Source organism: Exiguobacterium sp. s80, assembly GCF_018618725.1.
Taxonomy (GTDB): domain Bacteria; phylum Bacillota; class Bacilli; order Exiguobacteriales; family Exiguobacteriaceae; genus Exiguobacterium_A; species Exiguobacterium_A oxidotolerans.
In genome coordinates this window covers 744,562-767,565 of record NZ_JACSMP010000001.1, presented here as the reverse complement: position 1 = coordinate 767,565, position 23,004 = coordinate 744,562, and the positions used below count along the sequence as shown (strand labels likewise).

General features: G+C 45.7%; 20 protein-coding genes. 7 read left to right on the top strand and 13 right to left on the bottom strand.

Features of this window, described 5'->3' with window-relative positions:
* Positions 1 to 7: 7 nt before the first annotated feature.
* Both KNP94_RS04045 and KNP94_RS04040 read left to right on the top strand, forming a co-directional pair.
* Positions 8 to 703: an ABC transporter ATP-binding protein gene (locus KNP94_RS04045; RefSeq protein ID WP_215115292.1), complete on the top strand. Its 696-nt coding sequence runs from the start codon at positions 8 to 10 to the stop codon at positions 701 to 703.
* Between the two features lie 87 nt (positions 704 to 790).
* The gene (locus tag KNP94_RS04040; protein WP_215115291.1) at positions 791 to 3,427 is read left to right on the top strand and encodes an ABC transporter permease; all 2,637 of its coding nucleotides are present in this window, start codon (positions 791 to 793) and stop codon (positions 3,425 to 3,427) included.
* A 58-nt stretch (positions 3,428 to 3,485) separates the two neighbouring features.
* Here KNP94_RS04040 and KNP94_RS04035 read toward each other — a convergent pair whose 3' ends face one another.
* The 3 genes from KNP94_RS04035 to KNP94_RS04025 form a co-directional block, all read right to left on the bottom strand.
* The gene (locus tag KNP94_RS04035) at positions 3,486 to 3,809 is read right to left on the bottom strand and encodes a hypothetical protein (protein WP_088837084.1); all 324 of its coding nucleotides are present in this window, start codon (positions 3,807 to 3,809) and stop codon (positions 3,486 to 3,488) included.
* 147 nt (positions 3,810 to 3,956) lie between these two features.
* Positions 3,957 to 5,348, bottom strand: a complete 1,392-nt coding sequence (locus KNP94_RS04030) for a right-handed parallel beta-helix repeat-containing protein (RefSeq protein ID WP_215115290.1) — start codon at positions 5,346 to 5,348, stop codon at positions 3,957 to 3,959.
* 127 nt (positions 5,349 to 5,475) lie between these two features.
* Complete coding sequence (locus KNP94_RS04025; RefSeq protein ID WP_215115289.1) at positions 5,476 to 6,387, bottom strand: methyl-accepting chemotaxis protein; 912 nt, start codon at positions 6,385 to 6,387, stop codon at positions 5,476 to 5,478.
* Positions 6,388 to 6,744: 357 nt separating this feature from the next.
* Here KNP94_RS04025 and KNP94_RS04020 point away from each other — a divergent pair, with 357 nt between their 5' ends.
* Entirely contained in the window at positions 6,745 to 7,248 is a 504-nt protein-coding gene (locus KNP94_RS04020) for a peroxiredoxin family protein (RefSeq protein WP_214769222.1), read from the top strand.
* Positions 7,249 to 7,539: 291 nt separating this feature from the next.
* On the opposite strand, the gene manA is transcribed toward KNP94_RS04020, so the two are convergent.
* The 6 genes from manA to KNP94_RS03990 all read right to left on the bottom strand — a co-directional run bounded on the left by manA (position 7,540) and on the right by KNP94_RS03990 (position 16,111).
* Complete coding sequence (gene manA, locus KNP94_RS04015) at positions 7,540 to 8,478, bottom strand: mannose-6-phosphate isomerase, class I (protein WP_215115288.1); 939 nt, start codon at positions 8,476 to 8,478, stop codon at positions 7,540 to 7,542.
* Between the two features lie 16 nt (positions 8,479 to 8,494).
* Positions 8,495 to 9,643, bottom strand: coding sequence for a glycerate kinase (locus KNP94_RS04010; protein WP_215115287.1), 1,149 nt, complete (start codon positions 9,641 to 9,643; stop codon positions 8,495 to 8,497).
* A gap of 58 nt (positions 9,644 to 9,701) precedes the next feature.
* Positions 9,702 to 12,320, bottom strand: coding sequence for a mannosylglycerate hydrolase (gene mngB, locus KNP94_RS04005; RefSeq protein ID WP_214769231.1), 2,619 nt, complete (start codon positions 12,318 to 12,320; stop codon positions 9,702 to 9,704).
* A 15-nt stretch (positions 12,321 to 12,335) separates the two neighbouring features.
* Positions 12,336 to 14,264 (bottom strand): PTS 2-O-a-mannosyl-D-glycerate transporter subunit IIABC, encoded by a 1,929-nt coding sequence (mngA, locus tag KNP94_RS04000; protein WP_215115286.1) that lies wholly within the window; start codon positions 14,262 to 14,264, stop codon positions 12,336 to 12,338.
* Positions 14,265 to 14,396: 132 nt separating this feature from the next.
* Positions 14,397 to 15,122 carry a MurR/RpiR family transcriptional regulator gene (locus KNP94_RS03995; protein WP_088837078.1) on the bottom strand — a complete coding sequence of 242 codons (726 nt, stop codon included), beginning with the start codon at positions 15,120 to 15,122 and terminating at the stop codon, positions 14,397 to 14,399.
* Positions 15,123 to 15,259: 137 nt separating this feature from the next.
* Complete coding sequence (locus tag KNP94_RS03990; protein ID WP_214804643.1) at positions 15,260 to 16,111, bottom strand: YitT family protein; 852 nt, start codon at positions 16,109 to 16,111, stop codon at positions 15,260 to 15,262.
* A 179-nt stretch (positions 16,112 to 16,290) separates the two neighbouring features.
* Here KNP94_RS03990 and KNP94_RS03985 point away from each other — a divergent pair, with 179 nt between their 5' ends.
* Complete coding sequence (locus tag KNP94_RS03985; protein WP_088837076.1) at positions 16,291 to 16,968, top strand: GntR family transcriptional regulator; 678 nt, start codon at positions 16,291 to 16,293, stop codon at positions 16,966 to 16,968.
* 107 nt (positions 16,969 to 17,075) lie between these two features.
* On the opposite strand, the gene KNP94_RS03980 is transcribed toward KNP94_RS03985, so the two are convergent.
* A complete protein-coding gene (locus KNP94_RS03980; RefSeq protein WP_088837075.1) occupies positions 17,076 to 17,504 on the bottom strand; it encodes an OsmC family protein in 429 nt (142 codons plus the stop codon).
* Between the two features lie 240 nt (positions 17,505 to 17,744).
* Here KNP94_RS03980 and KNP94_RS03975 point away from each other — a divergent pair, with 240 nt between their 5' ends.
* Positions 17,745 to 18,425 carry a Crp/Fnr family transcriptional regulator gene (locus KNP94_RS03975; RefSeq protein ID WP_214766004.1) on the top strand — a complete coding sequence of 227 codons (681 nt, stop codon included), beginning with the start codon at positions 17,745 to 17,747 and terminating at the stop codon, positions 18,423 to 18,425.
* Between the two features lie 96 nt (positions 18,426 to 18,521).
* Here KNP94_RS03975 and KNP94_RS03970 read toward each other — a convergent pair whose 3' ends face one another.
* The 3 genes from KNP94_RS03970 to KNP94_RS03960 form a co-directional block, all read right to left on the bottom strand.
* Positions 18,522 to 18,905: an ACT domain-containing protein gene (locus tag KNP94_RS03970; RefSeq protein WP_157898478.1), complete on the bottom strand. Its 384-nt coding sequence runs from the start codon at positions 18,903 to 18,905 to the stop codon at positions 18,522 to 18,524.
* Positions 18,906 to 18,989: 84 nt separating this feature from the next.
* Positions 18,990 to 19,385: an OsmC family protein gene (locus KNP94_RS03965; RefSeq protein ID WP_088838483.1), complete on the bottom strand. Its 396-nt coding sequence runs from the start codon at positions 19,383 to 19,385 to the stop codon at positions 18,990 to 18,992.
* Between the two features lie 80 nt (positions 19,386 to 19,465).
* On the bottom strand, positions 19,466 to 20,086 hold the full coding sequence (locus KNP94_RS03960; protein ID WP_088837073.1) for a flavodoxin family protein: 621 nt from the start codon (positions 20,084 to 20,086) through the stop codon (positions 19,466 to 19,468).
* 208 nt (positions 20,087 to 20,294) lie between these two features.
* Here KNP94_RS03960 and KNP94_RS03955 point away from each other — a divergent pair, with 208 nt between their 5' ends.
* Positions 20,295 to 22,037 (top strand): methyl-accepting chemotaxis protein, encoded by a 1,743-nt coding sequence (locus tag KNP94_RS03955; RefSeq protein WP_215115285.1) that lies wholly within the window; start codon positions 20,295 to 20,297, stop codon positions 22,035 to 22,037.
* A 146-nt stretch (positions 22,038 to 22,183) separates the two neighbouring features.
* Positions 22,184 to 22,927, top strand: a complete 744-nt coding sequence (locus KNP94_RS03950; protein WP_251132439.1) for an alpha/beta hydrolase — start codon at positions 22,184 to 22,186, stop codon at positions 22,925 to 22,927.
* Positions 22,928 to 23,004 lie beyond the last annotated feature (77 nt).

Below are 23,004 nucleotides of genomic sequence, written 5' to 3'. Positions count from 1 at the left end.
CGTTCGAATGGATATTTCCGTTAATCACCTCTCCCATGCGTTTCAATTAGATGGGAGTCCATCACTCGTCTTAAACGACCTCACGTGCCAGTTCTCAGCCACCGAAGTGACGGCAATCGTCGGTGCCTCGGGTTCCGGCAAGTCGACCTTTCTCAGTATGATCGGTTCACTCGACCGTCCGACATCCGGACAAATCGAATACGACGACCAAGACATCAGCCGTTGGAAAAATCACCGCCTCTCCGCCTTCCGGGCACAGGAAATCGGCTTCGTCTTTCAACAGTTTCACCTTCTGCCTGCGTTGACGGTCAAAGAAAACGTGCTCGTCCCGCTCTTAAAACAAAAAACGGACTTCAACAAAGAAGAACGGATTGCCCAGATCCTCGAGAAAGTCGGCTTGCTTGAAAAACAACACGCGTTACCGGCCCAACTGTCCGGGGGTCAACAGCAACGGGTCGCAATCGCACGGGCGCTGATCAGTCGCCCGCGCTGGATCCTTGCCGATGAACCGACCGGAAATCTTGATTCCGTCACCGGCGAGACAATTTTTCAATTGTTGCTTGACCTGCACAGGGAAGAGCAGTGCGGCATTTTGTTCGTCACCCATGACGTGGCACTTGCTGAACGGGCGGACCGGATTCTGTTCATGCAGGACGGGCAAATCATCGAAGATCGTCGTAAGAAGACAATCCAAAGCGGGTAAACGAGACATCACAGCTCTTCTTATCGGCCTTTACCAAATGCTCCAAAGCTCACCTCGCTACTCATTACAACATCAAGGAGGATCCAGATGCTACGTTTCGTTTTGAACCACTGGCGCCGGCAACGCTTTAAATTCATTTTAACGCTTGTCGGTGCCCTGATTATCAGTGCCGGACTCAGTTTGATGTTCAACCTGACCGATTCAAGTCAAGGTACGGTCGAACAGACATTACAGAAAAAATGGTCGTCCGCTTACGACATCGTCGTCCGACCGAAAGGCAGCCAGATGGCGACCGAAGCGAGTGACCTGCTTGAGCCGAACTATTTGAACGGCATCAACGGTGGGATTTCCTTTCAACAGTATGAGGACATCAAGCAGATGAAGGAAGTTGATATTGCCGCACCGATTGCTGTGATGGGGTACGCGAATTCGAGTGTTTCTTACAAAAAAGCGTTAAAGTTTCCGACAAAACCAGGCATATATCGTTTGACGACGACGAATTACATTCAAAATGGTTTTACGAAAGAGCAGCAATCGCAAGAAATCATCCATATTGCACAAGGCACAAAAGTCCCTGTTCCTCAAAATGCCTCCTTTACGGCGAATCCAGTTGAATATTTTCAAGATGCCAACGCAAGAAATCCTGCCCTTGTCGTCGCCATCGATCCGGTCGAAGAAGCGCGACTGGTCGGACTGGATGAAAGTGTCAGTTCAAAAAATAAATCGCGTTATTTCTCTAACCTTGATCACCATAAACCTGGAAACAACCCGGGTGAACATATCATTCCCGTCCTCATTAATCCGAATTCCTTTAATCAAGGCAATTATGAATACACGATTGAACGATTGGATGCTCCTTTTGTAACAGAACAAGATCAACAAAAGCTGATTGATGAATTGATTAAAAAACAACCAAAACGTTCCATTACTAACTCTGCCCTTACTACGTATGCTGCTAAAGTCATTCAACATCTCACAATCCCGATGTCTAAAGTAGAAAAAACGTATTTACAACAATTGATAGAAAAAACGAACGCTACTGCCTTAGGCACGGATGAGTTAGAGGGGGCACAATTGCTCTACACATCAGGTCCGCTCCAGTTCAAAACGATCAACAGTCCTTATCCAACCCGTTGGACTACGGCTTATGAGATAAATTCCGCTCCCATCCAAATTAAAAATTGGACATATGGGAAAAATTATTTCCCTGAACATGGATTCCGGTCACTTGAATCGAGTGGTCGAAAAATAAACAAGCCAAAGCCAGGTGAAGTAGACACTGCGTTCCCATACTTATCATTTAATGTCGTCGGTTTATATGATCCGAGCAAAATCAACGTCTCAAAAGATCCGCTCAACGAATTACCGATGGAAACATATCGTCCGTCGTCCGCTGATCTTGTCCTTGATGCCGAAGGAAAACCAATCAATCCGGCTAAACCGATTGATACGTCAGGAAACCCAGTTGGTCTATTGACCAGTTCACCGAATATCCTGACGACGCTTGACAGCGCCTTAGCAATTAACGGGAAACAAGCGATTTCATCCATTCGTTTAAAAGTCAAAGGAGCAGCGACCGTCAGCGAACAGTCGGAACAACTGCTGCAAGACGTGAAAAAACAAATTGAACAAGAGACCGGTCTCGTCGCGACGATCACGAAAGGCTCCTCCCCGCAACCGGTCGTGACGAAAGTCGTTGATGACGGGAAGACACTCGGCTGGATTGAACAGCCGTGGATCCACATCGGTGCCACGATGACGATTTTCCGTGAGACGAGCGTCGGCTTCTCCGGTGTCATCTTCGCGATGCTTGCCGTCGCCATCGTGTATGTCCTCGCGACGAGCTACGTCTCGATGCTTGCCCGCCGGAAAGAGTTCGCTGTCTTGCTCGCACTCGGCTGGCGGACGAAAGATCTTTACCGGATCGTCATGATTGAAGCCGTACTGCTCGCAGGCTTCGTCTCGCTCGTCGCCCTGCTCGTCGAAAGTATTTTCTCGTATGTCCGCAATGAGACGATGAACGTACTGAGTCTCGTCTTGATCGCCGGATTCAGCTTACTCATCTACCTGACTGGTGCTGCCTGGTCCGCCTGGACGATTCGTCAGATTTCGCCGTACGAAGCGATCAAGACCGGTGAATACGCCGCATCCTCACACATCAAACTGGGTCTGCGTTCGATCTTTACACTGGCGTTAAAGGAAATCTTCGGTAAATGGAAACGTAATGCGTTGTCGATTCTGTCGATTGCGTTACCGACAGCACTGTTGACGTTCTTCCTGTTCGTGACGTTCCACTTGCAAGGTGTCCTCTATACGTCCTGGCTCGGCCAGTTCGTCGCGCTTCAAGTCGGCCCGATGCATTACGTGACGATGGGCGTCGCGATCACGATCGCCATCTTGACGACCGGTGAAATCATGTGGCAAAACGTCACCGACCGCCGCGTCTCCCTCGCCATCCTCAAAGCTGTCGGTTGGACAAATCGTTCGATCCGCCAATTGATTCTGCTCGAAGGGATGCTGATCGGATTCGTCGCAGGGCTGGTCGGTCTCAGCATTTCCTATCTGACGATTTACGTCCTCTATGATTTAGTCCCGTGGGACGAACCGCTCTTGATCGGTGTCTCGCTTGCTTTACCAATCCTGTTCGGGACAATCGCTTCACTGCTGCCGGCGCAAATCGCGGCACGGGTCAATCCGTATCAAGAGTTGAAAGACGCAGGTTAATCGCATCCATACACAAAACAGGCATGATGGCTCGCGGCCATCATGCCTGTTTCGTGATTCATTGCTTTGGAATCGGCAACGTCTCTGTCAGTCCGAGTTCAATCACTTTATTTTTCTTTAAGCGGTACAACATGTATTGATCCTGCTTGTATGCCTTCAGCTTGACGGCGATTTGGTGGCGCCGCTCCTTACTTTCGTCCGTATCAGCATATGCCGGACGGACCTCGACGATTTGTGCTTTTCCATATTGTTTTTGGACATATTGCGTCACTTTTGCTTGAACCATTTTTTCATAGGCGACGTCCGGTCCCCGGTTGAGGACGACATAGCCGACGCAACCAATCAGTGTCAGTAAAAAGAATGCTAAGATGGACTTTTTCACAATGTTCCTCCTCGGCCAAGCGATTCGTCTTTCCTGTGAAACGTACTTCTTATCGCAAATAGTTGACCGTTCACTTCTTTCTATTTATACACAATCGCTTCGTTTCCTTCTTCCGCATCGATTTAAGTGATTAAATGATGGATGCGATCATTTACGGAGTTTCAAGACGGGTGAATTTTCTTTTAACCGGAAGTCATGATCTTCGGCATTGACATATAACGGATCTGTATACAGTGACGTCGCATCACTGACTTGTTTATTAAATGCAGTAAACGACAAGGTGTCCTCTTTCCAAATCCAGTCACTCGTCTTGCCGGACTCTTTTTCATAGACGTTGCGTGCGAACTGATTCGGCGAACCGCTCGACACGTAATTGGCGATCATGATGCGGGACGGACCCGCCGTCACAGTATTTTCCTCGAAGCGTGTCGTTTCCACATAGTGCTGGACCAACAGTTGTCCGCCGTCTTCGCCCTTCGTATCGTTCCGGTAAAGGACATTTTGTTGAATCACCGTCTGTCGTGTCCCGCCCCGCTTGCTGTCGTAGCCGCCAATCGCGATGCCCGTGTAGTTGTTTTCATACACTGTATTCCCGACGACGTTAATCTGTTCAGCATATTTTCCGCGATGCTCGGATGTCACTTCGATTCCGATATCACTTCGATAGACGGTATTGTTGATGATGTCGATATTTTTCCCGCCGTCGACGTATATCCCGCCGGCAGCATACGCGTCCCCGTAAGCCGGGTTCCCGTAGGACGAGATGTCGTGGACGATATTGCCGGTGACGATTCCGTCCCGAACGTAATCTGTTCCGCTCGTCGCGACGCCCTCGTGCCCGATCAAATCGATTCCGATGTTATCATTTCGGCTGACCCGGTTCTCTTTGACGGTGAAGCGTCGGATGTCCCCGTTTAAGACAATTGATTCACTCGAACCGAGCCGGCAATCTTCGACACGATTTTTCGTAAGCGTGATATTATGCATTGGTTCCGTCCCGTAGACGGCAATCCCATGTCCGTTTCCGTCTTTCGACGACGTTTCGATCCGGCGGACGGTGTTTTGCTCGAGCGTCACGTCGTGGCTCGGTCCCATCAGGTAAATGCCGATGATCGTTTCATCGGCACGCTTCGTTTTGATGTCCTCGATGATGAAGCCGCGAATCGTCACGTAGGCTTTCCCGTCCATCGTGACGAGCGCCGTTGTTCCATCTTGCGACTTGAGTTTTTTCCCGCTTAAGATGACTTCATCATTCCGGTACGGTCGAAAGACGACCGGTTTCGCCTTCGTCCCGCTGTTTTTGACGACGAGCGGTTCCGTGTAGACGCCGGCATGGATATAAACGGTCGTCCCAGGTTTTGCTAACGCCGCTGCCTGTTTTAGCGTCCGGACCGGGTTTTTCCGGGATCCGTCTTGTACATCGTCACCGTCCAGTGCGACATGAATTTCATTCGCCCTGAGACTCGGGTTGATCCAGACGATGTAGAGAAAAACTCCTGCTAGAAGGAGAAACAAGAGGAGGATGTATTGATTTTTCACAAGTTTCACGTCCTTTAAAAAACGACCTGACGTGCAATCGTTTCGTCCCTTCTTTTCATTATACTTGATTTTCAGAACGGTCTCCTAAAAAAAATCAGAAGCCGCTTCCTCGCTCCTGACGAATCGTTTAGATAATGGTCGTGAATTTTTTCGAAGTTTGATTCAAGGTCTCGGCCGCATGACTGACTGTATCAAACCGGCTTAACGTCTCTTCCATGACGCGGACGCTTGACGAGGCATCTTCGTTCGCCCGTGTAATCCCGGTTTCAATCCGGCTTAATTCCTTGTTCATGTCATCGGTCGTCGTTCGGACGTTGACGACGGCGAGTTCGACGAGTTTCGAAAGGTTTCTGACTTCCATCGCAACGACGTTAAATCCACTCCCGTGTTCACCCGCGCGCGCTGCTTCAATCGAGGCGTTCAAAGACAACAAGTTCGTTTGGGCGGCAATCTCTTTAATCGTCCCCGCGATTTTTGTGATTTCCGACGATTGTGCCTGTAAGTTCGCTAACGTCTGCAAATTGTTTTTGGCGTCCGTCGCCATTTTTTCAATCGTTCGCTTCAATTCTTCACTTTCCTGCTTTCCTTGAAGCGAACGCTCATCGAGATGTGTCGCGATTTGTTCGAAGGATGTTGCATATTCTGCAATCGTTTCCTGACGCGCCGTAATGTCTGACGCAATCTTGACGACGCCTACGACCTGGTCATTTTCGTAAATCGGCATATACGTCGCTTCGAGCCAAATCGCATTGCCTTGCGAATCAATCCGCTTGATTTTGTCGGCGGCACTGAAACCGCTCAGTAACTTATTCCAAAGTTCCTGGTAAGCAGGGCTGTTGACGAATTCCGGTGGACAAAACAGATGATGGTGCATCCCAATCATTTCGTCGCGTCGGTATTTCATCGTCTTCGCGAACAGATCATTGACGTCGACGACACGGCGTTGTATGTCAAACCGGATCATGGCGACATTTGTTTTTAAGGCTTCCAGGACATGGGTGGATGAGAGTGTTTTTTCGTTTGAAAGAAATGTAGTCAAGTGGGTGGTCTCCTTAGCTTAAATCTTCTCCCGTGTACAACCGTCTGTTTTATACATGGAGAAGTTTTTTAATAATGTACATAATGGAATGATTGACAATTAATTCTAAATATTAATAGTAAGAATTAAAGATAAATGGTAAAAAAAAAGATTTGGGTCATTTTTACATAAAATTCTTTATCCTCATATACTATACGTATTAAGTAATTATATCCTGATTTATCAGGTTTTAAACTTTTTTCCGAATTAAATCATGATTTAAATTTAAAAGACGTTTTGTAAGCAGAGTTACAGCCTTTCTGCTACAGATGGTGTAAGGTAATAAGTAGATTTAACATTAAGGAGGAATAGAATACAATGAGTACATTCCAACTAGGTACACATATTCCATCATTTACGCTCCCTTCTACAACAGGTGAAGATTATCACTATCCTTCATCGAAAAAACAAGACAACAATTGGCAGCTAATCATCTTCTTTAGAGGGGCATGGTGTCCTGTTTGTGTCGCAGATTTAAAGGAACTTGAAGAAAATAAAGGCTTTTTTGATAAACATGGCGTCGATCTCATTACGATTGCGACGGATCAATTAAAAAATTTGTCGGAAATGACTTCAAAAGAGCAACTGTCCTTCCCTGTACTCTCCGATGAAGAGCTGAAGGTCCTTAAAGACTTTGACGTCTATTACCACGGTGAAGATTCACCTTATGAGGATCATGGATTACATGGTGAGCCGGCTTATTTCCTTGTTGATGAAACAGGATCTCTTCTTTATCAGCAACGGCAAACTAGCCCGTTTGGTCGTCCTACTGCTACTGAACTTCGTAAAATCATTACGTATATTAAGAAGAACTTAAAATGATAAAAAAATAAATAGGTGAACGCTTATTTCATTCACTCCAATGAAGAATGTATCCAACAAAAACCAGGCTGCCCTTACACGGATAAAATACTGTGTAAGGGCAGCCTGATTAACTTGTTGATTTCTAAAACTCCTACTAGCTGGACTCCGAAATTAAACTCACGTTCATCCTCCCCCTAAGGAGTGGACTTTCTCGTTCACAAATCCTGTAATGTGTGAAACTAACCGACATTAAAGTCTGAATATTCAGTCAATTATTCACGTTATTATCTTGAAAGACTCCAGTTATATTCATCGAACTTCCACATCACTCATGATGAATTCAAATGTTCCCATACAATTGCGGGGAGCTTGTCCCTGCGGAATAATGAAATGATCTCCCGCTTGAACCGGTACATTTTCAATCTCTCCGTGCCCGTTTAAAATTGTGATCGTACGGAAACGTTCAAGTGGCTTAAGGACAAACCCGTCTTTTACTTTGACGTGATATACGTTGAATTCCGGAACTTTAATAAGCGTCGTGATCTCTGCGTTTGTCACTTGCTTCGTCTCTGTTCGTCCGTAAAACGTAACATCGGGTGTTGTAATGACATTAAACGCTTGTTCAAGGTGCAAAACTCTTTTTTCTCCAACATCATCAATACGGTCGAAATCATACAGCCGGTAGGTCGTATCAGAAGATTGTTGTGTCTCGAGAACCACAATGCCTTTTCCAATCGCATGGATCGTTCCGCTCGGTACAAAAATAAAATCGCCCGCTTTGACACGTTGTGTCCGCAACAAGGTACTCCATTCAGCTTGTTCGATTGACTCTCGCAACGCTTCTTTCGTTCGGGCAGTATGACCTAAAATGATTTCCGCATCTTTTTCTGCTTCGATGACATACCAGCATTCCGTTTTTCCGTATGCTTCACCCTCCAGCTCAAAAGCTTGTTCATCACTCGGATGGACCTGAACCGACAGATCTTTTTCTGCAACGAGAATCTTCACTAATAGTGGGAATTCCGCTAATGTGTAGTCGCCGAACAATTCCCGTTCCTCAGACCATAACCGTTCTATTGAGTAGCCGGCATAGTGTCCTGTTTCAATGATGCTCATTCCATTGGGATGACCCGAAATCCCCCAACATTCGCCGATTGGACCGTCAGGAATTTCATAGTTAAAACGTGAGGCGAGCTTTCGTCCCCCCCATATCCGTTCTTGAAATACAGGTGTACATTTTAAAATCATTTTCGGCTTCATCCTTTCATCTCATCGTCATCCATAGTGCATATAGATTGGCCGCCGTGTACTTCAGAGTGTCATATGCTTTTTTAGGCTGCATCATCTCCTCTAGCGCGACCGGTTGTTGTGTAATCGAAAACGCAGCTGTGATCCCTGCTGTCCTTATGTTTTCAATCTGTGCGTCGACACTTCCGCCTAATAAAATAACGGGGATGCCGAACCGGTGTCCGAATTGCCCGATTGCTTGCGGCAATTTCCCTTGAAACGTCTGTCCGTCAATTTTTCCTTCACCTGAAAAAATAAACGCATAGTCCGCTACTTGCGCCATGACCCCTGTTTCCTCCAAAATCAGTTCAGCACCGCGTTTTAATTCAGCCTGTAAGAGCGACGAACAAGCACCTCCTAATCCACCGGCGGCACCTGCTCCTTGAATAGATTGAACATCTATTCCAGTATGTTCCGTAATTACTTTTGCTACATGGATGAGACGGTCATTCAGCTCGACAACATCACGCTCGGATGCCCCTTTTTGGGGACCGTATACATATGCAGCTCCAGTTGGACCGTAGAAAACATTATCGACATCACAAATGATTGTGAATTGACAATCTTCGAGAGCAGGGTGAACCCGTGTCTCATCGATGGACGCCAAAGAAGTAAGTTCTTGCATCTCTGTAATTTCCGTCCCGTCCTGTGCCAGAAATCGGTACCCCAATGCCTGAAGCATGCCGACCCCTGCATCAGTCGTCGCCGAACCGCCGAGTCCTAAGTAAATCCGCCGTGCTCCTGACGACAGGGCATCTGTAATTAATTGTCCGACCCCGAACGATGTCGCAGTTAGCGGATTCCGTTCTTCCTTTTTCAGTTGTGGTAATCCACAAGCAGATGCGACTTCGATCACGGCACGTTTTGTCTTTTTGTTATGACCATATACGGCTTCAGTCGGACGGCCGTTTGCATCATGCACAGTAACTTTCCGTCTCGTTAAATTAAAGGGGCCAGTCAAGGCAGCGACCGTTCCTTCGCCGCCATCTGCCACCTCGATCGATTGTATGGATTGATTCGGATTGATTTGACGAATTCCTTCCATGACCGCCCCGTTTGCCTGAGCTGAACTTAAACTTCCTTTAAAAGAGTCCATTGCGACTAAAATGGTTTGTCGTTCTTGCATTCGTCAGCCCTCCTGTCGTTTTACAGACCTTCAAATCAGACCATGGTCTGACGATTAATTATCTTTTAATAAGAATTGTTTTTACTTGGTTCGGTGCGACCTCATAAGATTTGTCTTGTACCGCTGACGTGATTTCAACTGGATGTGCTTCGTTTAAATTGACTTCATGGAACGTTCCCGTTTGGTTTGATTTAAATCGAACAGATCGGCTGGTCGTCGTCGGATTGAAGACACGAAGAATGAGTCCTTCCCCTTGCTCTGCTTTTTTCAACGTACTCATGATAATCCCCGTCGATTCGAGTTCGAATAACGAATACGATACCGGCAAATGGAGTCCGGTCGGATTTAAACGCATCGCATCGTGCGGGATTTTATTGTAAGCAACAGTCGGTGATAAGTGACGCTTAGCGCAAACGGCCAGTTCTTCTTCTTTGCGGAGTGAAACGAGACCGAAATCAAAGCTGTATGTTCCGATCATCTGCGAATCCGGTGTCGCTAATTTGATTCCTGACGGACGACCCGGGCGGCGGACGAGCTCTTCTTTTCCGAGTACACCTACGCTACGGAACAGCGTAACTGCAAGCGTTGGTCGAGCTCCTGCAATGACCTCATATTCCCGTGAGCTGTTCGTGATTAAACCGAGTCCGTTCTCTGTCTCATCATCCTTTAGCCCAACATACGATAACATCGGGAAGATACCGTCTGGTCGTTCATTCCATTGTTCCTCTTCCCACACACGGAGCGCATCATCGACGAAGGGGCGGTTTATTACACCAAACTGATTATCTGAAAATGTTTGCCGGGTGTTTACTTCTGCCGGAATCAACAAACGTAAACGGTGGTCCTTCGCGTTGTTCGTAATCGTCACATTAAAGGCAATAACAGGATCGTCATGCTTTAAGACGATTTCAAGCGCGACCGTCATCTCTTTCGTCCGTTTGCCTTGCTTCCGCTCTTCTAAATCTGCCGGTACAGCGAAGCGGTGATCAATTCGGATCATTACCCGATAATTTGTTTGTGTGACTTCGATTGTCGGGCGATCCGTTTCTGTCGTAATACTCACATCATGAAGCAGGGGCGAATAATCATATTCATCTCCATCGTCCCCACTGTCCTCAAGCAGGAAGAGATCGCGGTACGTCCGATTCGACTGTTTATCCGTCACATCAAGTGTACCGTTCGACTGAATTACTACGTGATACCGCGCTGTGTCACATTCCGTTATACCTGTTTCCGCCTGCGGCAACGCGTCCGGAGTCGCACTCTCTTCAACAACGAAAAGTGTTTCATAACTCAAGGCCGGAAGTGTGATATCAAGTTCAATTGTGTAACGATAAAACGGATCATAGTTTCCATAGTGGACGATTTGGCGGTCAATCAGCCCCGGGTCGATGACTGCTTTTTTCATCAACTGATAAGGAACAGGCTGCCCTGCTTCCGTTTCCAGACGGATATTTTCAAATTTACTGATGATTTCCGTCGTCGTTGTGGTCGTTTCCTGACTCGCATTCAAATTAAAGAAGGTTAACCGGTCTTCCGTTCGCTCCGTCGCAATCGAATCGACAATCTTTCTTTTATAGAATGAAATCAATTGATCGGTTTTTTCGTTTGCAATGAAAAAACGGTTGTAAATTTCTTGATGGACTTTATCGGAGCAGCAACATCCGATGCTATCATGGGCATGATTTTTCATGATTTCTTTCCAAATCAATTCGACTAGCCCGTGATGGTATTCAATCCCAAGTGAATAGGCAAGGCTCATTAACGGTTCTAATGTATTCGTCAGCTTGTTTTCGATTTGAGTATTCATCGCTTTGATGTCCATCCGTGTCGAATAGATGCTACGGTGAACACGCATATATTTCCCATCTAAAAACTCTCCTGAAATGGTCGGCAGATTAAGTTGTTGCTCCAGTTGATCAAATAAATCTTCGTATCGACTCAAGAAAAACTCGCGTTCCGGATACAGACGATGTAGTTGTTCGATGACTTCCGTAATGTTTTGCTGGAGCGGCATTTGATCATGACCATTCGGTAACAGCAGATGATCTCCGGTCGCACCCTTATCGAGGACAGGCAAATATTTATCCATTCGCTTTCTTAGTGCCGTTTCTTCAGTCGGTAAATATTTACCGATCGCATAGCCGAGCGGCATCAGCTGGACGAGTACATTGGAACCGTCCGCTGAATTCCAGTTGAATTCAGTTTTGTTCGTTCCATGCCGTTCCGACGTTCCTCGCCAGAAAATCGAGCGCTCGATATCGAATCCGTTCAAAATCATCGGCATTTGTGCCGACTGCCCGAACGAATCCGGTAAATAACCAATCTTCATATGGGGACCAAATTCACCTGAATCTTTAATGCCGTACAATAAGTTTCTGACAATCGACTCCCCGCCTACAATCATTTCGTCTGTTTGGGTATACCAAGGTCCAATAATCAATTTTCCTGATTGAACTAGCTGTTTTATCCGTGACCGGTTCTCCGGCTTTACCGCAAGATAATCTTCGAGGATTGATGTTTGTCCATCTAAAACGTAATATGGATAATTTTTATCCGTTTCAAGCCTTTCCATGATTTCTTCTAAATTATTGACTAATAAGATGCGTGATTCTTCGGTCGAGAAGTACCATTCCCGATCCCAGTGCATATGTGGTACGACATGAACATTTTTCATTGTTTCCAGCTCCCTTTAAGCAACATTTTTCAGTGCATCCTGATGCTTTTTATTTTTATGTTTTCGAGTGAGAAGGAGAAGGACCATCGAAATGAACGCTCCTACCAATGCCGCACCAAGCCATACTGATGCCGCAAGTACGAGGGGTTGTCCTTGAAGTAATGCCAACGAAAAGATACCTGCTCCCGGTACGTTCAGACCGATTCCGAAATAGGCCACAATCGCTCCCGTCACGGCGGATCCTGCGACTAATGAGGGAATGACACGGAGGGGATCATTAATCATGAAAGGAATCGCCCCTTCCGTAATCCCTGCTAAACCGAGTAACCAGGTTTGTTTTCCAATTTCCCGTTCTTCTTTAGTGAACGCCTCTTTGCCTAGGCGGGTTGCACCGGTTACGGCAAACGCTGATACCATCTTGACTGAAGCAAATGTGGCATACGGGATTAAATTTCCGCTCGCCATCGCTCCGATACAAAATGTATACGCCGCTTTATTGATTGGTCCACCGAGATCAAACGAAACCATCGCACCAATGATTGCCCCGAGTAATAAAGCATTAGCCCCCTCTAATCCATCCAGCCAAGAAATCAGTCCTGTATTTAAATACGCTAACGGACGACCGACGACAAATAACATGATTGACCCGACGACAAGTGTTCCGACGACCGGATAAAACCAAAAACTGATAAACCCGGCAAATGTACCCTTCGGTTTAACTTTTTGCTTTAAGAATTTGAGGAAATATCCGGCAAGTAAGCCTCCGAGCATTCCACCTAAGAAGCCACTACCGATTAAGTTGGCTGCGACTCCGGCAGCAAATCCAGGTCCTAGAGCAGGTTTATCAGCAATCGAATACGCCATGTATGCAGCTAAAATCGGAATCATTAACTGACCGAGCAGGGATCCCCCTAATTGACGCAGTAACCATAACCACGAACCTTCTTCCGCATAGAGCGCCTGTAAATCAAACAGTTGGGAGATGAAGACGGCGACGGCAAGCGTCATCCCTCCGGCAACGATAACCGGAATGATATGCGAGATACCTGTCAGCAATGACGCTTTCACTTCGCTTTTCCAATTCGTCGGCTCCTCATCCGCTTCATCCGCCATCCGGTCAGCATCAGACTTCACATTTTCACTTTTCGTCAAAGCTTTTTCCAGGAGATCCTTTGCATTACGAAGCGGGGCAGCGACTGATGTTTTTATAGACGGAATGCCTTTAAAACGTGCTTCGTCCTTTACCGCGACGTCAACTGCAAAGATGACGGCATCTGCCTGCTGTAAATCTTTGGCTGCATGTCGGTCTTCGATTCCGTTTGCGCCTTGTTTTTCAACCTTCACTTCGATGCCAAGTTCGCGACCGGCCTTAATCAATGCTTCGGCTGCCATGTACGTATGCGCAATCCCTGCCGGACATGCTGTAACTGCCAGTACTAACTTTCCAGACGAAGGAACTTCTGCTGTTGAGTCCGTCTTTTCATCGACAGAGGCGTCTAAGGCTGCCAGTAAGTCTTCTGCTGAACGCGATTGAAGGAGGCGGTTTTTGTAGTCTTCGTTTGAAAGACGGGTTACAAATTCAGCCAATAGTGTCAAATGGGTTGATCCCGCTTCCGCTGAAGGAATCGCCAGCAGGATGACCAGCTCCACCTTGTTTGCCGGATCAATGCTTTCCCAGTCCGTTATCGGTTTTGTCAACGTCGCAATCGCAAATGATGCTTCTCTGACACTATCTGACTTACCATGGGGAATCGCAAGCCCCCCTTCAAATCCTGTCGGTGACAGTCCCTCCCGAGCGATGACTGCTTCATAAAATGCTTCTTCCGATGAAATTTTACCGGCTTCGGCGAGTTCGTGAATTAAAAAGCGAATCGCTTGATCTTTTGAATCAAATGCCTGTTGAACATGTAAAAGTGAGGTTGATGTATTCGCTTGCAACAACATGTTTGTAACCCCTTTCATTTTTACTTTTAATGAATTACCTGTAGTGTATCAACAAAAAAAGAAGAAGCTTGATTCTTCTTCTTCTTTCACATCCTTTTCTTTTGTAAGGGTTTTCATGTGTATAAATACACATCACTTGTGATTTTTCCAATACTGTTCTAACAGATGACGCAACAAGTAAAAAATCGGAGTCGGGTTTGTAATGTTGTGATGTAATAAGCGTTCAGGGGGCGAATAAAAATAGAGGCGGTAATCGGCATAGTTCACGAGGCTGTTATGCGTAAAGTGGGTGATACTGACAATCGGAATGTTTTTCTCTTTTGCCCGCCCTGCCAGTTCAATGACGGCTTCACTCTCGCCAGAAACGGATATCAAAAGAAGTAAGTCCTTCGGTGTCATCGCTTCTAGTTCCGTGATTGTCGTATGACGGTGAAGATAAAACTCACATTTTTTATTAACGACTCGATACCCTTGCACCAAGTATTCGCAATAGGTGACAGAGTCTCCAATACCGTATACGAGTACGCGACGGGCTTGTTCGAGTAAATGATGAACTTGCTCGACATGTACTTCATCGATGAGTTCTTTCGTCTTTTTTAATACGTCACCCGGCACATCTTCTTCATTTGCTTCAAGTTCATGCTTGATTGCATTTTTCATGTGCGAAAAACCGTCATAGCCTAATTTTTTAGCTAACCGGACGATTGTATTCGGGACTGTAAAAGATTCTTCCGCAATCGCCTGAATCGACATGCGTGTTACGTTCGTAAAATGATCGTTGATATATGAAATAATCTGATCGTCTGTATCGTTCAGGTGATATTCATACTTTTGAATCCGTTCCTTAAAAGTCAACATATACCCCACTCCTGCCGCAACGTTTAACCGTTTAATTGTCTACCAATTAAACAGTATACAAAAGCTCGAGTCAAAACAACAGTCACTTCAAGGACAGACCCTTTAACCGGTTTCAGCGAATTCCTTTTAATGAACGTTCACGCACGCTGGAATGCCTTCTCTTCATGACTTCCGTATATTTCCTTGGTCTGCGTAATCGTTAAATAGGCAGTGGAGTCCGTTGCCAACACAAAACGCTTTAATTTCGTGACATCCGGTGACATCAAATGCACCGTGATTACGTGTTGCTTCGCCTTCGAAGAATTCGTATTAACGACATGAACCGTTGCTGGTGCCTTTAATTCCTGTAGAATAAAGGACTGGATATGTTCAAATTGATGACTGATGATGACAACTTCACTATGCTGCTTTAATTTCTGTAGCAAAGTATCGATCAGGACCCCATTGAGAAATACACCAAATACAGCATACATTCCCTTCTCAATTCCAAATAGCATACTGGACACAAGCGCAATGCTTAAATCAAATAAAAGTACAGCTACTCCAATTCGTACACCACTCCATTTATTCAATATCATCGCTAAAATATCTGTTCCGCCGGTCGAAGCATTATGACTAAAAATCAATGCCATCCCGTATGCATTAATCGAAAAACCAAATACTAGCTGGATGAATAAATCATTTCCTACCGGTTGACGGATTGGTGCATACAAATCGAGCATATACACAAACAAAGATAATACCAGACTTGCATAGACTGTTTTAAAACCGAAAGTAAACCCTAAGAAAGCAAAACCGATACAAAAAATAAAAACGTTCAATCCTATCATGAGCACACCTAACGACAAGTTCGGCAGAAATTCGTGGATGATAACGGAAAGCCCTGAAATCCCGCCGGCCGCGACCGAATTTGGTACTAGGATAAAGTGAATATTAAAGGCCACCATCAAAAGCCCGGCATGTAATTGCAGTACATGTTTTTTTTGCATTTTTTTGCTCTCCTTTGTAGTAGAACTAAATTGTAGTACAATTTAGTTCTACTACATAAAACCTGTTTTGTCTATTGCTTTTTTCATTTATAAAAACCATTCGATTTTTCAGAAAGAATCGACCGGGAAAAATGCTAAAATAAAATAAGAGACAATTCAATGGACGGAGGAACGTTTTCATGAAAACTGTAAAACCCATCGAAACGATTATTATTGAAAAAATTAAACGAGCTATCCTCAATCGGGAATTTGCTCCCGGTATGCAACTTACTGAATCCGTCATCGCCGAGAAACTTGAGACAAGCAGGACGCCCGTCCGGAACGCTTTTAAGAAACTCGAACTTGATGGATACATCGTCTTGAAACCGAATCGCGGAGCTTATGTGATTCAACCGACCGTAAATGACATCATTCAGGCGTTTGAACTCCGGATTGAATTAGAAGGTGTCGCCGTAAAATTTGGTCTCGCGAATGTCGAACAGAAGGATCTTGACTATTTAAAGCAACTCATCGAAAAAGAACTGGACGCCTACACTCATGAAGATTTAACCGAATATACGAGCATCAACAAAAAATTTCATATGCTACTCGCCGAAAAAAGTCAGAACCGGTATGTCATTGAATTTTTAAGTCGGATCATTGATCAAATCGACGTCTATTTAATGATGTACAATGTCATTGATTATAAAAGTAAAAGAAATAACAAGAGCCTTAAGGAGCATCTCGAGATCATCACAGCGATTGAATCCCGTCAGGTTGATCTTGTTACCGATGCCCTGCAACGCCATTTACACCAGACATTAGACTCTATTAAGTCAATAACGGAACCTTACCAGTCGCTTGAAGATATGTTCTAAAAAAAACGCAACGCATCCATTTCCCGACGACTCGGAAGTGAACGCGTTGCGTGTGACAGATTACATATTATATTGATGCTGCAGTTAAGAATAGTTCATTTATTCGTTTACGCTTTTGTCCAGTTTGGCACCATTTCAACATTTGCAGCGACCATAGTCGTGTAGACTGGGCAACGTGAATCCACAATGTGTTGCAATTCTTGTACACGTTCTTCGGATTCGCTTGTTAAGACTTTTGCATTGACTGTGATGCGTTCGAAATAGGGACGAACTGATGCATCCCCCATCATACCGCGTGGATCCAGCGTGCCTTCCACTTCAAATTCAATTCCTTGCAGATCGAAATTGATTTCTTTTGCGACGAAGTTAGCAATCGCATTTTCGCAACCTGTCAAAGCAACAAGCAGTGTTGCAAGTGGATTTGCACCTTCATCTGTTCCGCCCATTTTCGCCGGCTCATCGATGATGACTTTATGACCGTGTGAAACGCCTTCTGTATACATACCTTTTGATACTGCTGTAATTTTTTCAACCATTTGTAATCTCTCCTCATACACTTTTTTGTTGGTTTCTTTACCACACGCATACCGTACCACGCAGTCTTTTCTCTCTCCAAGACGAATGCTTACGCGTGTAAGCCAGCTTACACTTTCGGCGATTACCTGTTCACGTTTGCTGCTGATTCGAAACTATCTGTTTAGAAAATCTATGAAAACCAGTTATAGTGAAAAGACAATCCTCATCTTGATGAAGAGATGACCAAAAGGAGTAATAACATGGATAAACTTAAGCTTTTGTCGCAAATCAGCTTGTTTGAAGAACTTCCGACGAACGAATTGCAACTTATTAATGACGCAAGTGAAATGGTCCAGTTGAAACGGGGCGACGTTATCCTCTCGCCGCATCAACGGCAAGACGCACTATTTTTTCTAAAAGAAGGACAAGTTCGTTTGTATCGGATGAATAAACAAGGCAAGCAATTCACAGTTGATGTTTTAGTTGGTGGCAACACGTTCGGAGAAACGGCAACACTATCGTTAACGGACGACGACATGTATGCAGAAGCCATGACTGATACGTGCCTTTGTATCATGCCAACTGATCAGTTCGAAACATTCATCGAAAGTAATCCAAAAATTGCGATGAAATTGATTCAAGTCTTGTCAAATCGACTAAAGGATGTCTACTCCTTCAGTGAGCACCTTGCGCTAAATGATGTGAAATACCGAATCGTTTATTTGTTGCTGAAGCTGAGTGAAAAATCGGGCACGCGACACAAACAGTGGCAATCAATCGATTTGAAACTTACCCACACTGACATCGCACAAATGATCGGTTCCACAAGAGAGACAACGAGCCTCATTCTGAATCAGTTAAAAAAAGAGGAAGTGCTCAAAAAAGAGCTCTACTTCGCGATTGATGCCAATCGTGCAAGTGAGCTTCTCAACCAATTTTAATTTTTTAAGTACGGCCTACTAATTACGCCAACTAAAAACGGTCATTGCCCGAATCTTTTTTCGAGAAATGACCGTTTTTTAGGTTTAAGCACAAGTTCAAACAATCTGATGGCCATCTGCCCGGAACAGTTCAACCGTTCGCTCGAGCGTGACATCTTTTACGAGAATATAGTCCGTATCATATGTGGATAAAGCAAAGATACTGATTTCATGTGCTGCAAGTGGACGAATCAGCTTGGATAAAATACCCGTCAATGCAAAATCAAGTGGACCTTCGACCTTGATTGCCCGAAATCCGGACTCGATTTTTAAGTATGTCTCGTCTGTCGGAATACTGGATGTCTCGCAGACGACCGATAGCTCATCACGTGTTTTCATGATGTTCCAAAATGATCCACTCTGAAAGATCCATTCTGGTAGTGTGGCTTCAACCGCATAGCGAACGACCGATAATTCTTCTGGTAAGACTGTTAAGTTCAATTGTTTATCCCCCTCTTATCTTAGATGTCATAAGAATACCCCCGAATCTTAGCCTTGTACAGGTCTAGATTTCGGAGGTGTTTTTTACGCTTTCGTCCAATTCGCGACAAGTGTGACGTCCGCTGCGACGAGTGTCGTCGAAATCGGACAACGGGCATCGACGATTTTTTGCAATTCCTGGACCCGTTCTTCCGTTTCCGATGTCGTGACCTTCGCATGGACCGTGACCCGCTTGAATTGTGTCCGGACAGACGGGTCACCCATCATGCCGCGCGGGTCAATCGAACCTTCGACTTCAAAGTCGATTCCTTGTAAATCAAACTCAATCTCTTTTGCGACGAAATTCGCGACCGCATTTTCACAACCGACGAGGGCGACGAGTAGCGTCGCAAGAGGATTCGCGCCTTGATCTCCACCACCCATGCTTTCGGGCTCATCAATCCGGATCGTATGAATCCCTGCCTGACCTTCCGTGTGCATCCCTTTTGAGACTGCTGTCACTTTTTCGATCACAATCAACCGCTCCTTTTAATCGTTTAGTTTTTCAATATGAAAGTAGATTATTCAACGACGTTGCCTTCAGCCGGAATCGGGTGAGCTTGCAGCAGCTTCGCGAAATGCATCAAGTTGTAGGCCATGACTTTCGCATGCCCTTGCGTGAACGCGTTGTTTTTTCCATTTGCTTCAATGAAGGACGGACCCGGTCCCGCTTCGCCAACCCAGTACGTATCGACGTTCGGCGGAATCGTAAAGCCGATATGTGATAATCCGTAAAGGATCGACGCCGATGCATGCTTCGCCCCGTCCTCGTTCCCCGTGACGATGACTCCCCCGACTTTGTTGTAATACATGTATTGCCCTTTCTCATTTGTTAACCCGCTGCCGCCATACAACCGTTCAATGACTTGCGTCGCGATGCTGCTCTTCTCACCGAGCCAAAGTGGTGTCCCGATGACGACGATGTCAGCAGCCTTTACCTTTTCAAAAATTACCGGCCACTCGTCCCCGTCTCCCTCGTCAGTCGTCACGCCATAGGCGACGTTATAATCGACGACGCGAACGATTTCCGACTCGATGTCAAAGTCTTGATAATAAGCAATCACTTCGTTGATTAAGGCTTCCGTATTCGATAATTCATCTGACGATTTTAATGAACAATTTAAAAATAAAGCTTTTGTCATAAGTCTCAACTCCCTTATTGTCTAGCATTCACGTACTTTTTTATAATTCCTTTGTTTTTGATTTGTCAAACCTGACCGTCCTGCATTTTAAACCGTCACAACTTCTCCATTCAAAAAAATTGAACTTTTATTTTAAAACATCGAAAAAATAATTTTCAGACCGATAGTATATATATCACCAACTAGAAATCCACCAGGAGGTCCATCTATGACTGAAGCAAGAACCCATTCCATTCGTACACGTTTGTTACTGATCATCAGCTCCATCCTCATCATTTTTTTCCTCTTTAGTAGTGCCGCCCTTTATTACAACACGAACCAAACAGCGGTTTCGACGCTTAAAAAAACAGCGGAACAAGACGCTCTTCGCATCGCAAAAACATTCGACACGGCTGCCTACGCTGAATTTTTGAGCAATCCGACCGCTTCCGAGAATTATGAAACGCTTCGTGAATCACTTGATACGTTACGTCAGCAAAACGGTTTACTGTATGCCTATACGGCAACGATCGACCAAAATAAAGTCAATTTGTTGATTGACGGTCTACCGAAAGCAGAAGCCGCAGCCATTAATGACCCGGCGACAGGTGCCGTCGCGCAGGACATGAAACACGTTTTGAACGGTGAGACCCATACGACGGACGTGATTGATGATCCGGAATACGGACAATACGTCAGCGTCTATGTACCGCTGAAAGATGCCTCGAACACAATCATCGGCATATTAGGTGTCGATATCGCTGCAAAAGACGTCGATGCGCTGTCGACAACTTTACTCAAACAAAACTTACCGCTCTTCATCGGTTTATTACTGATTTTACTTGCACTCACCTTAGCTGCCTTGTACTATATGCTCGGACGGAAGCTGAAACCGCTCGAGACGCTCCAAGCCGTCTCGGAAAACATCGCGGCCGGGCAACTTCGGCAGGCGGATACACAACTGACCCAGCTCGAAATCAAATCGCATGATGAGATTTATTCGCTCGCCCACTCGATTAAACAGATGAACGACATGTTACGGACGATGATCACCGACATCTCGCAGACGTCACTTCTCGTCCATGAGACGAGTCAATCGATCGACGACAGTACAACGGAAGTCCTCGACGGTTCAACACAAATCGCACAGACGATGACCGAAATCGCGACCGGGACCGAAAGTCAGACCCACGTCACGTTATCATTGACGGATGAAATGGATGCATTCTCGCGATTAATCGGGGCGACTTCGACGGAAGGTGAACAGGTCCAGATGACGGTAGCTGAGATGCGTGACATGACAGACGCCGGACGTTCCCAAATGGAACGGTCGGTCAGTCGGATGGAAACGATCCATCAACAAGTTCACGCTTCAACAGACCAAATCCAGCACCTGAAACGACAATCGACGGAAGTCCAAGCGCTCGTCACAATCATTCGCGACATCGCCGCGCAGACGAATCTGCTTGCACTGAACGCCGCGATTGAGGCAGCACGTGCCGGAGAACAAGGAAAAGGCTTTGCTGTCGTCGCGTCCGAAGTCAAAAAACTGTCGAACCATGTCGCAAGCAGTGTTAACGAAATCGCGGCAATCGTCCAAAGCGTCCAGGAAAACACGCAGCAGATGGAAAGCACCTTTGCTTTGACGCTGCAGGAAACGGTGTCCGGACAAACGGATATTAAAGAGACGGATGCTTCGTTCCGTCACCTCGCTGAACATGTCACAAGCGTCGCCTCGTCGATGGCACAAATGACCGATCAGATGACACAAGTCACCCGGTCGGAACAAACCATCCGCAGTGCCTTGCACGAAATCGCGACGGTCGCAGAGGGACATACGGCAAGCAATGAGGAAGTCGCAGCCGCTTCTGAACAAATGATTGCGACGATTACGGGCCTGCATACGCTTGTCGCGACCCTCAACACAACTTCTCGTCATTTGGAAGATCAAACGAACAAATTCTCGTTATAATGAAAACCGCGCAGTGCCCAAATGGGATACACTTGAAAAAGTGAACTGTTTGGGTTTTTCTATTGTTAGACGCCACTCGCCGGTACTGCGCAATCATGATTGGATTACCGTAAAATCAAATCGACACCTAGAAAGTGAGGCATCTTATGGTCATCAAACTATCACCGCTCAAACCCGTCTATTATGAAGGAGGTGAACGCGCCGTTCTCCTCTTACACTCGTTTACGAGTAATCCGAACGACATGAAACCGCTCGGACGTTATTTGCAGCAAAATCAGTATTCGTGTTACACCCCGGTACTTAGTGGTCATAGTCTGCCGGCAGAAGACCTTCTGACCTATGGACCAGCCGACTGGTGGCAGGATGTGCGCGACGCTTATCAACTGTTGCAGGACAAAGGATTTGAAAAAATCGCCGTCGTCGGTCTTTCGCTTGGCGGTGTCCTTGCGTTAAAACTGGGACAGGAATTGCAGGTCAACGGTGTTGTAACACTGTCTGTGCCGATGTACAAGAAAGCCGGTTCCTTGCAAAAACGGCTGTTATATTATGCCCGACGCTATAAACAGATTGAAGGGAAAGAGGAGCAGCAAATCGAGTCAGAAATGGAAGCGCTCCGACATCTTACCGTTGATTCATTGGTCGATTTTGAACAGCTCGTCAACCAAACACGGGACAACTTAGTGCAAATCGATTCGCCGATTCGCATCCTGTACGGAGAATTAGACACGCCCCTGTACAAAGAAAGTGCCGAGGAGATTTTTAACCGCGTGGCGTCAGATCAAAAATCAATTAAGGGGTTTGCCCAATCAAAACACTTGATGACGTTAGGTCAGGACAGAAACGACATCAATGAAGAGATTCTTACCTTCTTAAACGAGCTGACGTGGTAGAAGACAGGCATTGAAAAAAGTTCAAATTGTTTTAAGGCACCCTGTACGCTACAGGATGCCTCTTTTTATATCGTCAG